We start from the raw sequence: 14,665 nt of genomic DNA, 5'->3' as shown, positions 1-14,665 counted from the left end.
ATCATGTATAATAATAGCAAGTGACTGGGTGCGGCAAGCAATTTGAAAATTGAATAACGTTAAGGATCGACGTTGTACAATAACTAGGAGGTATAGATTCACTTGTCAAAGAAGAACAACCAGGATAAGCTAACTGTCTTTGCATTGGGCGGACTAGGGGAAATTGGTAAGAACATGTATGTGGTCCAGCATGCAAACGACATCGTCGTCGTCGATTCGGGATTGAAATTTCCGGAAGAGGACATGCTCGGAATCGATATCGTCATTCCGGATATCTCGTATTTGACGGAAAATCGAGACAAGGTGAGAGGCATTCTCATCACGCACGGACACGAGGATCATATTGGCGGATTGCCGTATGTGCTGCGTCATCTGAACGTACCGGTATACGCAACCAAGCTGACCCTTGGTCTCATTGAGGGCAAGTTGAAGGAAGCCGGACTGCTGGGCGAGACGAAGCGCATATTGATTAACGCTGAATCCGAAGTGCAACTCGGTTCAATCAAAGCCAGCTTTTTCAAAACGAATCACAGTATTCCCGATTCGGTCGGGGTGTGCCTCGATACGCCGGAAGGCATTGTGGTGCATACCGGGGACTTCAAGTTCGACCATACGCCTGTTAACGATCAATACGCCGACCTGCAGCAGATCGCTCAGATTGGCAGCCGAGGCGTACTCGTGCTGCTGTCCGATAGCACGAACGCCGAACGTCCGGGATTTACCCCGTCCGAGAGCAATATCGGCGGCGAGTTTGAGGATATTTTCCGCAAAGCGACGCAACGCGTAATTGTCGCGACTTTTGCTTCCAACGTGCATCGCATTCAGCAAGTCATCAATGCTGCGATGACAACCCGTCGCAAAATCGCCGTCATCGGCCGCAGCATGGTCAATGTGGTCAATATCGCATCGGAACTGGGCTATCTGAACATTCCGGAAGGCATGCTCATCGAGCCCGATGAAGTGAACAAAATGGCCGCAGATCGCGTCGTGGTTCTGTCTACCGGCAGCCAGGGCGAGCCGATGTCCGCCTTGACGCGAATGGCGCGTTCTACGCATCGCAAGGTGGATATTTTACCGGGAGATACGGTGATTATTGCCGCGACGCCTATCCCCGGCAACGAAAAGTATGTCGGCCGCACCGTCGACGAATTGTTCCGTCTGGGCGCCAACGTGATTTACGGTCCGGGATCCGTATCCGGCGTTCACGTTTCCGGTCATGGCAGCCAAGAGGAACTCAAGCTGATGCTTAATTTGATTAAACCCAAATATTTCGTGCCGATTCACGGCGAGTATCGGATGCTGCGCCAGCATGGAAAGCTGGGCGAAGCGATTGGCGTCGAAAAGGAAAATATTTTCCTGATGGACAACGGCGATACGGTTGAATTCCAAGGCGGCAACGCTCGCAAAGGCAACAAGGTGCAGGCCGGCAACGTCCTCATCGACGGCCTTGGCGTCGGCGATGTCGGCAACATTGTCCTTCGTGACCGCAAGCTGCTTTCCCAAGACGGCATTTTGGTGGTCGTCGTGACGCTAGGCAAACAGGACGGCAAGATTTTGTCCGGACCTGACATTATTTCGCGCGGCTTTGTGTACGTGCGGGAGTCGGAAGGTCTGCTGGAAGAGGCCAACCGCATCGTCACTTCGACGCTGCACAAGCTGATGAACGACAAGGTCAACGAATGGGCGTCGTTGAAGACGAATGTAAAAGACGCGCTCGGCCGTTTCTTGTACGAGCAGACGCGCCGCCGTCCGATGATTTTGCCGATTATTATGGAAGTTTAAGCACCTTACCCTTTTAAGGACTCTGGAGACAGAGTCCTTTTTTGCGCATAATTTGCCGTGCAATAGCCGGATACTACGGTGAATGCGAAGAGAAGCAGGAAGGGGCTGTAGCGCATGACAGGCAATTTATTCAGCAACCAGGAGCAACCGATGCCGCAGGTCGAGGAACCCAAAAAAGCCGATGCCGTGGTGAACACGATTCAACAGCTGGGTCAAACGACGGCGCCGGTGCTGGAATCGAATTTGTTCTGTATGACCATCATTGGCCAAATCGAGGGACATATGGTGTTGCCGCCGCAAAACAAAACGACCAAATACGAGCATCTTATCCCGCAACTGGTTGCGGCGGAACAGAATTCGAAGATTGAGGGCGTATTAATTGTACTCAACACGGTCGGCGGGGATGTCGAAGCCGGCCTTGCGATTGCGGAAATGATCTCCTCCGTGTCCAAGCCTACGGTGACGCTTGTGCTTGGCGGAGGGCACTCCATCGGCGTGCCGATCGCGGTGGCAGGGGATCATTCCTTCATAGCCGAGACCGCGACCATGACGATTCATCCTGTCCGTCTGAACGGGCTGGTGATCAACGTGCCGCAATCGTTCGAATACCTGGACAAGATGCAGGAACGCGTCGTCCGTTTTGTCACTTCGCACTCTGGGATCAGCGAGCAAGTATTTAAAGCGCTTATGTTTAAGACGGGGGAACTGACTCGCGATATCGGCACTACCGTCATCGGACCGGATGCGGTGGCAAACGGGTTGATCGATGCCGTAGGAGGCATCGGGGACGCGATCGCGGAGTTGAATCGTCGCATCGACCAATACCGGCTCGGCCAAGCGGGGGGGCGCATTCAATAATGCTGTACACGACCATGCCGCTGGAACAGGTGCTTGACGGTCTGGAGAACCAGCAGGATCGATCCATTATGATTTCGCAAGGCGGGATCACGATGCAGGTGGAGCCGCTGGCCCCGGGAGTCGGACGAATCGTGCGCTTGATCGAAGCCGGATTGAACGATTATTTGCGCCCCGAATTGACGCCGGGCAGTCCGATTCTGTTTGCCGCGCCTTCAGAGGGCGGCTTGCGCTCTGTTTTGCCTTGAGCGCCTTGATTGATAGGAACATTTGTCCTTCTATGGTATAATGTTTTACCAAAGAGGTGACAGGATTGGCAAAGCGAAAACGAAAAAAGAAATCGGTCGCGACAAGCTTAAAATATGAAGTGTATGGTATTCTGCTGATTACCATTTCGGTCATCGCGCTCTCGGGCGAAGCGACGGTCGGACGTGCATTATCCAAGCTGTTCGGCTTAATACTGGGCAAGTTTTATTTTGTGCTGGCGCTGGTCGGAATTGCAGTCGGATTGGCGGTCATGGTCAAGCGAGCTTGGCCGCGCAACTGGTCCAACCGCAAGTCCGGCCTTGTGCTGCTCGTATGCGCGCTGACGTTGATGAGCGCGATTGCCGAGATCGATCTGAAGCTTGGGGCGATGGACGAGCTCGAGGTGTCATCCCGCACCATTCTACTGCAGCTGGGGACCGATATCCGCAGCGAGCTGCTCGGTACGGAATCGACGAGCTCGGGCATGATGGCCAAGGCGATCAGCGGTGGCTATTTGGGTGCGCTCCAATATTCTGTTTTGTATATGCTGTTCGGCCTTGTCGGTTCGAAATTTATTTTGATTGTCATGTTTGCAATTGCCCTTATGCTGATTACCGGCAAATCTTATGTCGAGCTCGGCAGAACGCTTCGAAAACGGGGCACCCGGATGCTGGTGCTGCTCCGTCATAAGCTGGCCAGCTCGCGCAAGCCGGTTGCCTCCGCCGTTAAATCGGCCTCTTCATCGGGTTCCGCCGGCAAGAGCGGGAACGCGCTCGACAAGGAGGATCATCAGGATTTCGATTACGACGACGTATCGGACCAGGATGCGGAGCCTGCCGCCGCACCCCAAAAGCCGCATTTTTTTGCTTGGCTGCAAGAAAAGACGAAACGCGCGAACGGTCGCGATCCTGCCGTCGCGCCCAATTCCGAGCAGGAAGCGCAGGACGAGCACCTGGAATCATCGGTCTATTACGGCGAGCCTGAGCCAAGCGGGGAAAATGCCCTTTACGATCGTCAAGATGAACCGGCAGATCCCTCGGCGGGGACGGCGTATAGCGAAGAGCTGTCCGCTTGGCCTGAGAACGGGGGCGCCAGCGGCCTGTCGGACGAGACGCCGGAGCAGGCGTACGACGAGCAAATGGGCGCAGGTGAACCGTCCTCGCTCGTACGCGAGGAGCCGCGCGATCCCGCGTCGGATTCGCCGGCGCTGGAGAGCGGCGAGCCGTCCGGACTTGATGACGTTCAAGCTGGGACGCCCGATCAAGCCCCTTTACCGAAGCCTTACCGCCTTCCTTCGCTGGCGCTGCTCGCCAAGCCGCAGGGAGGCGGCAGGAGCGGCGGGACCGACGCGGCGGACGCGCGCCGCAAGCTGGAGGCCACGCTTGAAAGCTTTGGCGTACGCGCCAAGGTGCTGGATGTGGTGCAGGGGCCTGCCGTCACCCGTTATGAGGTGCAGCCGGCTTCGGGCGTCAAAGTAAGCCGAATCGTCGGCCTGACCGACGATATTGCGCTTGCCTTGGCGGCCAAGGACATCCGGATGGAAGCGCCAATTCCCGGCAAGTCGGCCATCGGGATCGAGGTGCCCAATATCGAGGTGTCGATGGTGACGATGCGGGAGGTGATGGAGACGACGGCATTTCAGCATGCCCCCTCCAAGCTTTCGATTGCATTCGGACGCGACATTTCGGGTCAACCGATCGTAGGCAATCTTGCGCGGATGCCGCATTTATTGGTCGCCGGCGCTACCGGGTCGGGCAAGTCGGTGTGCATCAACGGCATCATTACGAGTGTGCTGTACAAAGCGACGCCGGAAGAGGTTCGTTTCCTGATGATCGATCCGAAAATGGTAGAGCTCAATGTGTACAACGGCATCCCGCATCTGCTGGCGCCAGTGGTGACGGATCCGCGCCGTGCATCGCTTGCGCTGAAAAAAATCGTCGTGGAAATGGAAAAACGCTACGAGCTTTTCTCTAAATCCGGCACGCGGAATATCGAAGGCTATAACGGCTTGATGAAGGATAACCCGGCCGCCGTTCTTCCCTACATCGTCGTCATTGTCGACGAGCTCGCCGACCTGATGATGGTCGCCGCCGGCGACGTCGAGGATGCGATTACGAGGCTGGCGCAGATGGCGCGGGCTGCCGGCATTCATCTGATCATTGCGACGCAGCGTCCTTCGGTCGACGTCATTACCGGCGTGATCAAAGCGAACATTCCGTCGCGGATTGCGTTTGGCGTATCCTCCCAAGTCGATTCGCGCACTATTCTGGACATGGTCGGAGCCGAGAAGCTGCTCGGGCGCGGGGACATGCTGTTCCTCCCGGTCGGCATGTCCAAGCCGATCCGTGTGCAGGGCGCATTTTTGTCCGATCAGGAAGTCGAATCGGTCGTGGAATTCACTCGCAGCCAAGCCGACGCCGACTACAAGGAAGATCTGGTGCCCGAGGTCGACGATATGGCCGCCGCGCCGCAGGACGACGTCGACGAGTTGTTCGATCAGGCGGTGCAGATCGTACTGGAGGCGAAGCAGGCGTCCGTGTCACTCTTGCAGCGGCGTATGCGTGTCGGTTATACGCGAGCGGCGAGGCTGATCGATCAGATGGAAGCCAGATCAATCGTCGGGCCGTACGAGGGCAGCAAGCCGCGTGAAGTGTTGACGACGCTGGAGCAGTATCAGGCCGGCAAGATTCCGTCTTGACGGTCGTATGGATCGCTCAGGAAGCGCAGGGCTTAAATGCATAGAAGCTTCGTTCGAATCTCATACTAGGTTCAGCACCATCCGCGAGGAGCGGGCGACTAAGCAAGAGAAGGGCTGAGACCACAGCATGAGAATTCGATTAGTCATCGTGACAGCGATCATCGTAAGTGTGCTGTTTGGCGGATTTTCGCTCAAGCAGACGTGGAACGACGCCGCTGAGCCAACGTTCAGCAAAGCAACCTTGACCGAGGGCGCTTCCGGTCAGGATGTATACGAGCTGCAAGGCCGACTGAAATTTTTGGGCTATTACGGCGGTGGCATCGACGGTCAATTCGGACGTCAGACGAAAAACGCCGTCACCTGGTTCCAGTGGAAGTTCGGACTGAAGTCCGACGGCATAGTGGGGGCCAAAACAAAGCTGAAGCTTTGGGAGGCGACGAAAAATTGGAAGCCTTCCGCAGGCGCAGGGTCCGGCGGCGCGGGCTCCGGCGGCAGCGCCGGCTCCGGCGGCGGCAACGGCAATCTGGCCAAGTCCAATCGGCTCGGATTGTCCGAAAACGATCTGAAGCTGATGGCCAACGCCGTATATGGAGAAGCGCGCGGCGAACCTTACGAGGGTCAGGTGGCCGTAGCGGCTGTTATTATCAACCGTGTGAAATCGGAAAGCTTCCCGAACACCGTGTCGGGCGTCATTTTCGAACCGCTTGCCTTTACCGCGGTTGCAGACGGCCAGATTTGGCTGGAGCCGAACGAAACGGCGCGCAAAGCGGTACAGGATGCGCTTGGCGGCTGGGACCCGTCCGGCGGCTGTCTCTATTATTTTAATCCGGAGACCGCCACCTCGAAATGGATCTGGACGCGCCCGCAGGTGAAAACGATCGGCAAGCACATTTTTTGCATGTGATGCATCCATCAAGCAACCCGGGCAGCTCGCTGTTTGTCGCGGGTTGCTTCTTCCTTTTCCGATGGGTTAGAATGGTATAGGAATGAATTAGCAGGAATAGAATGGCGATAAACGAAGCGACGGAAGGAGCTATCGCAAGTGACCTTTGAACGAGGCGAAGTGGGCAGAATCAGGCTTCACGTGTGGCCGACCAAACGCTTTAAAACGTTTGCCGTATCCCTATATGCCGGTATCCCGCTGGATGAAAATACGGTGACTGCCACCGCGCTGACACCGTTCGTTTTGCGCCGCGGCACCGCTCGCACGCCAGAAACGATCGCGTTTCGCGAACGTTTGGATGAGATGTACGGCGCGGGCTTCGGATTTGATGTATACAAGCGTGGAGACGCGCAAATCGTGCAATTTCGTCTTGATGTCATTCACGACCAGTTCGTTTCTTCGCAGGCGTCCTTGCTCTCGGCAGCGCTGGAGCTGTTGGGCGAAGTAACGACCGATCCCGCGCGCGACAAGCGCGGCTATTTTTTGGACAAATACGTCGATGCCGAAAAAAACACCCTCCAAAAAAAGCTGGAAGCGATCATCAACGACAAAATGCGCTATGCCGCCGAACGGTGCCTGGAGGAAATGTGCAAAGACGAGCCATACCGGCTTCATCCGTTAGGACAGCGAAAGGATTTGGACGCGCTGGATTCGGCGAGCCTGTATGCGGCTTATCGCAAGTGGCTCGGCGAAGCGTGCTTTGATTTGTATGTCGTGGGCGATACGACGCTGGAGCAAGTCCAAGCGCTTGCGGCAAAAGCTTTTGGCGCAGGAGAGGGTCAGCCCGGTCGCTATGCCTTTCCGCAGCTCGAGTCGGCCGGCAAAGCGCCTAAATCAATCGTGGAAGAAATGGATGTCGCGCAAGGCAAGTTGAACATGGGGCTGCGAACCCATACGCACTACGCCGACGATGATTATCCAGCGATGCTGATGTACAACGGCATCCTCGGCGGATATGCGCACTCCAAACTGTTTTTGAATGTCCGGGAAAAAGCATCGCTTGCGTACTATGCCGCTTCTCGCCTGGATGGACATAAGGGGCTGTGCACCATTCAATCCGGCATTGAATTTCAAAATTACGACCAAGCCTCGGCTATCATTCAGCAGCAGTTGGAAGCGATGCGCCAAGGCAATCTCTCCGAGCTGGAGGTCGCCCAGACCAAAGCGATGCTCACCGGACAATTGCGCGAATCCCAGGATTCCGCCTTTGAGACGATTGCATTTGACTTTAATACCGTGCTTTCCGGACGGAACCGAACCGCAGAGGCGCTCATCGCCGAGATCGAAGCGGTCAGTCCATCGGATATCGTGCAAGCGGCAAGCAAGGTAGAGCTCGATACGATATACTTCTTGCGAAACCGGAAGGAGGCGCAGGGCGGCCATGCAAAAGCTTGATTACCCGCGCATTAAGGAAACGCTCTACCATGAGACACTCCCGAACGGGCTGCAGGTCTATCTGCTGCCTAAGCCCGGCTTCCAAAAAACATACGCGACCTTCACGACCAAGTTCGGATCCGTGGACAATTGGTTCGTGGCAGACGGCAGTAAAGAGGTCAAAGCGCTCGACGGCATCGCGCATTTTTTGGAGCATAAAATGTTCGAAGAGCCCAGCGGCGATATTTTTGCGACGTTTGCCTCTCAGGGCGCGGCGGCTAATGCGTTTACGAGCTTTGACCGCACAGCCTACTTATTTTCGGCTACGGGCCAGCTTGAAGAGAATGTCACCACCTTGCTTGATTTTGTCCAGCATCCTTACTTTACCGATGCGAACGTGGACAAGGAAAAAGGCATTATCGAGCAGGAAATCAACATGTACAAGGACAATCCCGATTGGCGGGTCTATACCAATCTTATCGGCGCCATGTACCAAAAAAATTCGGTTCGCATTGATATTGCGGGATCGGTTGAATCGATTCGCGCCATTACAAAAGAAGACCTGTACACGTGCTACGAAACGTTTTACCATCCGTCCAACATGCTCTTGTTTGTAGTCGGCGGCTTCGACCACAAGCAGTTGGCCGAGCTGGTTCGGAGCAATCAGCAAAGCAAGACGTTTGCCCCGCAGACGACGCTCGAGCTGAAGCGCGAGGAAGAGCCTGCTGCGGTGGGTGAGGCGAAAGTGGAAGCAATCCTGCCCGTTTCGTTGCCCAAGTGCTTGTTTGGCTATAAAGACAAACAGGCAGTGAAAGACAGCATGCAATTGCAGCGCAGGGACGTGGTAACGAAGCTGCTGCTCGATACGCTGCTTGGTCCGAGCTCGCGCCTGTACCAGGAGCTTTACGATGAGCGCCTCATTTCAGACGGCTTCGGATACGAATTTAATTCCAGTTTGCACTATGGCTTTTCCATTATTGGCGGCGATACGCGCGACCCGGACGAACTGCTGCGGCGCGTCACCGCCGCTCTTGAACAGCATGCGCGTGACGGATTGGACCAACAGGCCTTTGAGCGCACGCGGCGCAAGCGTATCGGCAGTTATTTGCGGCTGCTCAACTCGCCCGAGGCCATTGCCAATGAGTTTACGCGGCATAAGTTTCGCGGCGGCGATTTGTTTGAACAGTTGCAGCTGCTGGAGCAGGTATCGATTGCGGAAGCCGAAGAGAGGGCGCGTCTTCATTTTGATCCGCAACAGCTCGCAATCTCGATTGTCAGCAAAGGAAGCGACGCATGAAGCCGCTGAACGAAATGAATGTGCTCGTCACCGGTGCGAGCCGCGGCATCGGTGCTGCAATCGCGATGCGGTTCGCTTCGGAAGGCATGAACATTGCCATTCATTATCTGGAGCAGCACGAAGCGGCGAACGAAACGGCTCGGCTGTGCTTGCGGGCCGGCTCGCCCACTGTTATCACCGTCAGTGCGGACCTTCGCTCGAGCGAGCAGCTTAAGCGAATGAAGGAGAAGCTTCAGCAATCGGGCATGCTGCCGGATATCGTGGTCAATAATGCCGGCATTGCCCATTTCGGACTGCTTTCGGACGTCACCGAAGCTGTTTGGGACGATGTAATGGCGGTTAATCTAAAGGGTATGTTTCTATGTTCGCAGCTTTTTTTGCCGGAAATGCTGGCTCGCAAATATGGCCGTATCATTAATGTCTCGTCCGTGTGGGGCCTCTCGGGCGCTTCATGCGAGGTGTTGTATTCCACTACAAAGGGCGGCATGAACGCTTTTACAAAGGCGCTGGCAAAAGAGCTGGCCCCCTCGGGCATTACGGTGAACGCGGTAGCGCCGGGAGCGGTGGATACGACAATGAACGCACAGCTCGCCGACGAGGAGGTAACGGCGTTGGCGGAATCCATCCCGGCCGGCCGGCTCGCGCATCCGGATGAAATTGCTTCGCTGGTTTATTTTTTGGCCTTGCCCGAGTCGAGCTATATCACGGGGCAGATCATCAGCCCCAACGGGGGTTGGCTGACCTGAGCTTTTTGAATAATCTCGCCCACTCGCGCGAACAATAAGGACTGTTGACCAATCCTTTTTCAAAAAACAAGGAGGCGAAAGGCCATGTCAACCGTCCTTACGAATTTTGATACGTGGAAGCATTTTTTGGCAGATCGCGTGAAGCAAGCGGAGAAAATCGGTCTGACCGAGGAGACGATCGCCAAGCTGGCCTACGAAATCGGTGGGTTTCTCGGGCAAAAAGTCGATCCGCAAAATGCGGAAGAGCGTGCGCTGAAAGAGCTGTGGGACGTAGCGGATGAAACGGAGCGCCAGACGCTCGCGCATCTGATGGTCAAGCTGGTCAAGCATTCGAACTAATCGGTGCAGAAAAGCCTCCCAGCTGGAGGCTTTTCTGCAAATCCATTTAAAAAGGTTTCTTAAATGTTTTCTGCTGCTTGTGCAGGAGAATGACGAAAATTGTAGAATTTAATTTATTGTGAAACAGTTACCGACATTTTAATGAGGTGTTGCATGGAACCCAAATATAAGCAATGGTACATGGAGTACAAAATACATAAGAATCGGCCAGGGCTGCTGGGCGATATCGCTTCCCTGCTTGGCATGCTTGAAGTCAATATTATTACCATCAACGGCGTAGAAGACCGCACGCGCGGCATGCTTTTGCAAACCAATGACGATGAACGTATCGAACTGCTCGGAAAAATGCTGCGCAAGGTAGACAACATTACATTAAATGCATTGCGTCCCCCAAAATTGGTGGATATTTTGGCTGTGCGTCATGGTCGGTATATCGAACGCGATTCAGATGATAAAAAGACATTTCGTTTCACGCGGGAAGAGCTCGGTTTGCTCGTCGATTTTTTGGGAGAGGTGTTCAAACGGGAAGGTAACCAAGTCGTCGGCCTGCGGGGCATGCCCCGCGTAGGCAAGACGGAGTCGATCATCGCCGGCAGCGTATGTTCCAACAAGCGATGGACCTTCGTATCCTCGACTCTTCTTCGGCAGACGGTGCGCAGTCAGCTTTCCGAGGAAGAGATGAGTCCCAATAACATCTTTATTATTGACGGCATTGTGAGCACCATCCGCTCCAACGAACGGCATCATCAGCTTCTTCAAAATATTATGGCCATGCCTTCGACAAAGGTCATCGAGCATCCGGATATTTTCATCAAAGAATCGCACTATGATTACAGCGCCTTTGATTGCATTATCGAGCTGCGCAATACGCCGGATGAAGAAATCTCGTATGAATCGTTTACCGGCTATCATGAATTTTAGCACGAGGGAGGTGAAACCATGTCCGATTTGGGTGAGTTGTTGAAAAAAGCGCGCGAGGAAAAAGGCTTGTCGCTCGAGGACATCCAGGACTTGACCAAAATACGCAAACGATATCTGGAAGCGATCGAAGAAGGCAATTACAAGGTTCTTCCGGGAACGTTCTATGTGCGGGCGTTCGTCAAAAATTACGCGGAGACGGTCGGCCTCGACTCCGAGGAAGTGCTCCGCTTGTACAATAAGGAAATTCCATCGCCGGCCGGCGAACCGGTGGTCGAACCGATGATGAAGCCGCGTACGAACGGCTCTTCGCGCATTTCCGACCGTTGGAGCAAGTGGGGCTTTACGCTGCTGATGTGGTGCTTCCTGATTTTAATCATTGTGATTATTTATATGTATGCCATTAATCGTCCCGACGACGGCTCGAACCTGGTCGACGACACGACGAACATCGTAGAGAACAATCAGCCACCGCTAGCGGACAATAACCCGCCCGACACACCCGACAACGCTGCGCCGGGCGATGGCGGCAACGAGGGCCCGGGGCAAGAACCGGAGCAGCAAGAGCCGGAGATGCCGGAGACGACGCTCACGCTCATCGAGAGCTCGGGCGCTACCGATCTCTACGAGCTCAGTCCGGGCGGGGTGCATACCTACGAGCTCAAAGTCACGGGCAGCGGCTCGTGGAACAACATCCGCAAAACGGACCGCAACGGCGAAAACGTGCACTCCAGCACCGACCCGGGCGGAACCGATTTTACGTATGAAATTGAAGGCAATGTGTACATCAATGTGGGGCGCGCCGACAACGTCGAGATTCGCGTGGACGGCATTTTGCTGGAGGACAGCAACGAGCCCAATTCGGATAAGTTTCAGATCAACGTCGTAGAGCCAACGGAAGGCGAAGCGGCTGACGCTCAATAAAGAAAGGAAACGTGCGTATGGCTTCGGAAAGCTCGTTTGATATTGTATCCAAGGTTGACATGCAGGAGCTTGGCAATGCGGTCGATCAAGCCGAACGCGAGATCGAGACGCGTTTTGATTTCAAAGGCAGCAAAAGCAAAATCGAGATCGACAAAGAAGATCTGCTTGTTGCTTCGGACGACGAGCACAAGCTGAAAAACGTCCTCGACATCCTGCAGTCCAAAATGGTGAAGCGCGGCGTTCCCATCAAAAATCTGGATTACGGCAAGGTCGAGCCCGCCTCCGGCGGTGCGGTGCGGCAGCGCATCAAGCTGAAGCAGGGCATCGACCAGGAGCATGCCCGCAAAATCAACATCCTGATTCGCGATGCCAAGCTTAAGGTCAAGAGTCAGGTGCAGGGCGACCAGCTGCGGGTCACCGGAAAAAACCGCGACGATTTGCAGGCGGTGATTCGCTTGCTGCGCGAGGCCGACTTGCCGATCGAGCTCCAATTTGTCAATTACCGCTAGATCCGACCCCTTGCGCAGCGCGGTTTTCCCCTGTGCGAGGGGTTTTTGACACGCTTGTGAAGGATAGTTTATACTTTGGTAAAATAGCAAGACTGGTTGAGAGGGCTGGAGGAAACTGGAATGACTGAACGGGTCAAGGTAGTTACGCTGGGGTGCGAGAAAAATCTCGTCGACTCCGAAATTATGTCCGGACTGATTCACGGCAGAGGCTACGCGCTCGTGGACGAGCCGGAGGACGCAACCGTTATCATTGTGAATACGTGCGGGTTCATCGATGCGGCGAAGGAAGAGTCGGTCAACACGATTTTGGAGCTTGCGGAGCTCAAGGAGTCGGCACGGCTGAAGGCATTGATCGTGTCAGGATGTCTGACGCAGCGGTACAAGGAGCAGCTCATGCAAGAGATGCCCGAGATTGACGGCATTGTCGGCACCGGCGATTTTCACCACATCAACGACATCGTCGACGAAGCGTTGCGCGGCAAAAAGCCGGTCAAGATCGGCAACCCTGTTTTTGACTACGAGCAGGCGATGCCGCGGCTAGTGACGACGCCTCGCCATACCGCATATATCAAGATTGCCGAAGGCTGCGACAATGCGTGCACGTTTTGTAGCATCCCGATTATGCGCGGCAAGTTCCGCAGCCGCTCCGTGGAATCGATCGTGGCCGAGGCGACGCAGCTCGCTGCGCAAGGTGTGCGCGAAGTCAGTCTGATCGCGCAGGACTCCACCAACTACGGAACTGATCGGTATGATCGCTTCATGCTGCCTGAGCTGCTGAACCAGGTGAGCGAGGTAGAAGGGATCGCCTGGGTAAGACTGCACTATGCGTATCCTGGCTTCTTCACGGATGAATTGCTGGAGACGATCGCCTCCAACCCGAAGGTGTGCAAGTACATTGATATGCCGCTGCAGCATAGCGAGGATGCCATCCTGAAGCGGATGCGCCGTCCGGGACGCCAGCGCGATGCCCGCGAGCTGATCGCCAAGATTCGCGCGCGTATTCCGGAGGCGGCGCTCCGGACGTCCATTATTGTCGGCTTTCCCGGAGAGACGGAGGAGGATTTCCAGCGGCTGTGCGACTTTGTGCGTGACATCCGATTTGACCGGCTCGGCGTGTTTGCCTACTCGACCGAAGAGGATACGCCGGCCTCCCGGCTGCCCGATCATGTGCCGGACGAGGTCCGGCAGTGGCGCGCCAATACGCTGATGGAGATTCAGCGCGAGGTGGCCAGGGACAACGGGGCCAAGTACGTCGGCCGTGAAATTGAAGTGCTGCTCGAGCGTTACGACGGCCGCAGCGACGTATATGTCGGCCGCTCGCAATACGATGCGCCGGAGATCGACGGGGAGGTGTACGTATCCAATTGCACTGCGCAGATCGGCGAAGTGCAGCGGGTGCGCGTCACGCATGCTTACGAGTTTGATCTGACCGGGGAGGGAATTGCATGAATTTGGCCAATCGCATCACGATGGCCCGAATTTTTCTGGTGCCGGTCATTATGTTTTTTCTTCTGGTCAATCTCGATTTGGGGTCGATCGAAGTGGAGAGCTTCTCCATCAGCTATACGCAGATCGTAGCGGCCCTGATTTTTATCGTGGCGGCCAGCACGGATGGACTGGACGGCTACATTGCGCGAAAAAACAAGCTGGTTACCAATCTCGGCAAGCTGCTTGATCCGCTGGCGGACAAGCTGCTTGTCGCCTCCGTGCTGATTTCGCTGGTTGAGATGGACAAGGTTCACGCGCTGATCGCAATCGTCATTATCAGCAGGGAATTCGCCGTGACGGGCTTGCGTCAGGTTGCTCTGCTGGAAGGGGCGGTACTGGCGGCGAGCAAATGGGGGAAATGGAAAACCGGGATTCAAATTACGATGATCATCGTTTTGCTGCTTAACAATTTTCCTTTCGCGTTCGTCGATATTCGGTTTGATCTGATCTGCAGCTGGGTAGCGGCGCTCATTACGGTCTATTCCGGCGTGGACTATTTTGTCAAAAATAAAAACCTGATTCCGCTGGCGGAATAGCGAAAAAGGA

The 14,665-nt window shown here is 55.1% G+C and carries 14 protein-coding genes; all 14 read left to right on the top strand.

Features of this window, described 5'->3' with window-relative positions; genetic code table 11:
- The first annotated feature begins 102 nt into the window (after window positions 1–102).
- The 14 genes from IDH44_RS08495 to pgsA all read left to right on the top strand — a co-directional run bounded on the left by IDH44_RS08495 (window position 103) and on the right by pgsA (window position 14,655).
- A complete protein-coding gene (locus IDH44_RS08495; RefSeq protein WP_190916620.1) occupies window positions 103–1,782 on the top strand; it encodes a ribonuclease J in 1,680 nt (559 codons plus the stop codon).
- 150 nt (window positions 1,783–1,932) lie between these two features.
- Window positions 1,933–2,640 carry a ClpP family protease gene (locus IDH44_RS08490; RefSeq protein ID WP_223869484.1) on the top strand — a complete coding sequence of 236 codons (708 nt, stop codon included), beginning with the start codon at window positions 1,933–1,935 and terminating at the stop codon, window positions 2,638–2,640.
- The gene (locus tag IDH44_RS08485; protein ID WP_223869483.1) at window positions 2,640–2,885 is read left to right on the top strand and encodes a YlzJ-like family protein; all 246 of its coding nucleotides are present in this window, start codon (window positions 2,640–2,642) and stop codon (window positions 2,883–2,885) included. Before IDH44_RS08490 ends, IDH44_RS08485 begins: the two co-directional genes overlap by 1 nt.
- Before the next feature lie 65 nt (window positions 2,886–2,950).
- Window positions 2,951–5,581 carry a DNA translocase FtsK gene (locus tag IDH44_RS08480; RefSeq protein WP_190916616.1) on the top strand — a complete coding sequence of 877 codons (2,631 nt, stop codon included), beginning with the start codon at window positions 2,951–2,953 and terminating at the stop codon, window positions 5,579–5,581.
- A gap of 127 nt (window positions 5,582–5,708) precedes the next feature.
- Window positions 5,709–6,485, top strand: coding sequence for a spore cortex-lytic enzyme (sleB, locus tag IDH44_RS08475; RefSeq protein ID WP_190916614.1), 777 nt, complete (start codon window positions 5,709–5,711; stop codon window positions 6,483–6,485).
- Between the two features lie 138 nt (window positions 6,486–6,623).
- Complete coding sequence (yfmF, locus tag IDH44_RS08470; protein ID WP_190916612.1) at window positions 6,624–7,919, top strand: EF-P 5-aminopentanol modification-associated protein YfmF; 1,296 nt, start codon at window positions 6,624–6,626, stop codon at window positions 7,917–7,919.
- Window positions 7,906–9,195 carry an EF-P 5-aminopentanol modification-associated protein YfmH gene (gene yfmH, locus IDH44_RS08465; protein ID WP_190916610.1) on the top strand — a complete coding sequence of 430 codons (1,290 nt, stop codon included), beginning with the start codon at window positions 7,906–7,908 and terminating at the stop codon, window positions 9,193–9,195. The genes yfmF and yfmH overlap by 14 nt, the downstream gene beginning before the upstream one ends.
- Entirely contained in the window at window positions 9,192–9,941 is a 750-nt protein-coding gene (gene ymfI, locus IDH44_RS08460; protein ID WP_190916608.1) for an elongation factor P 5-aminopentanone reductase, read from the top strand. Before yfmH ends, ymfI begins: the two co-directional genes overlap by 4 nt.
- 84 nt (window positions 9,942–10,025) lie before the next feature.
- Window positions 10,026–10,280: a DUF3243 domain-containing protein gene (locus tag IDH44_RS08455; RefSeq protein WP_190916606.1), complete on the top strand. Its 255-nt coding sequence runs from the start codon at window positions 10,026–10,028 to the stop codon at window positions 10,278–10,280.
- A gap of 153 nt (window positions 10,281–10,433) precedes the next feature.
- Window positions 10,434–11,201 (top strand): DUF3388 domain-containing protein, encoded by a 768-nt coding sequence (locus IDH44_RS08450; protein ID WP_190916604.1) that lies wholly within the window; start codon window positions 10,434–10,436, stop codon window positions 11,199–11,201.
- Between the two features lie 18 nt (window positions 11,202–11,219).
- Window positions 11,220–12,122, top strand: coding sequence for a helix-turn-helix domain-containing protein (locus IDH44_RS08445; protein ID WP_190916602.1), 903 nt, complete (start codon window positions 11,220–11,222; stop codon window positions 12,120–12,122).
- 17 nt (window positions 12,123–12,139) lie between these two features.
- Complete coding sequence (locus IDH44_RS08440) at window positions 12,140–12,631, top strand: YajQ family cyclic di-GMP-binding protein (protein WP_190916601.1); 492 nt, start codon at window positions 12,140–12,142, stop codon at window positions 12,629–12,631.
- Between the two features lie 120 nt (window positions 12,632–12,751).
- Window positions 12,752–14,080, top strand: coding sequence for a 30S ribosomal protein S12 methylthiotransferase RimO (gene rimO / locus IDH44_RS08435; protein ID WP_190916599.1), 1,329 nt, complete (start codon window positions 12,752–12,754; stop codon window positions 14,078–14,080).
- The gene (pgsA, locus tag IDH44_RS08430) at window positions 14,077–14,655 is read left to right on the top strand and encodes a CDP-diacylglycerol--glycerol-3-phosphate 3-phosphatidyltransferase (RefSeq protein ID WP_190916597.1); all 579 of its coding nucleotides are present in this window, start codon (window positions 14,077–14,079) and stop codon (window positions 14,653–14,655) included. The genes rimO and pgsA overlap by 4 nt, the downstream gene beginning before the upstream one ends.
- Window positions 14,656–14,665 lie beyond the last annotated feature (10 nt).

Origin of the sequence: Paenibacillus sabuli (assembly GCF_014705605.1) — a bacterium.
Lineage (GTDB): Bacteria > Bacillota > Bacilli > Paenibacillales > Paenibacillaceae > Paenibacillus_D > Paenibacillus_D sabuli.
Note: the sequence above shows the minus strand (reverse complement) of the source record. Positions and strands in the feature narration are given on the sequence as shown.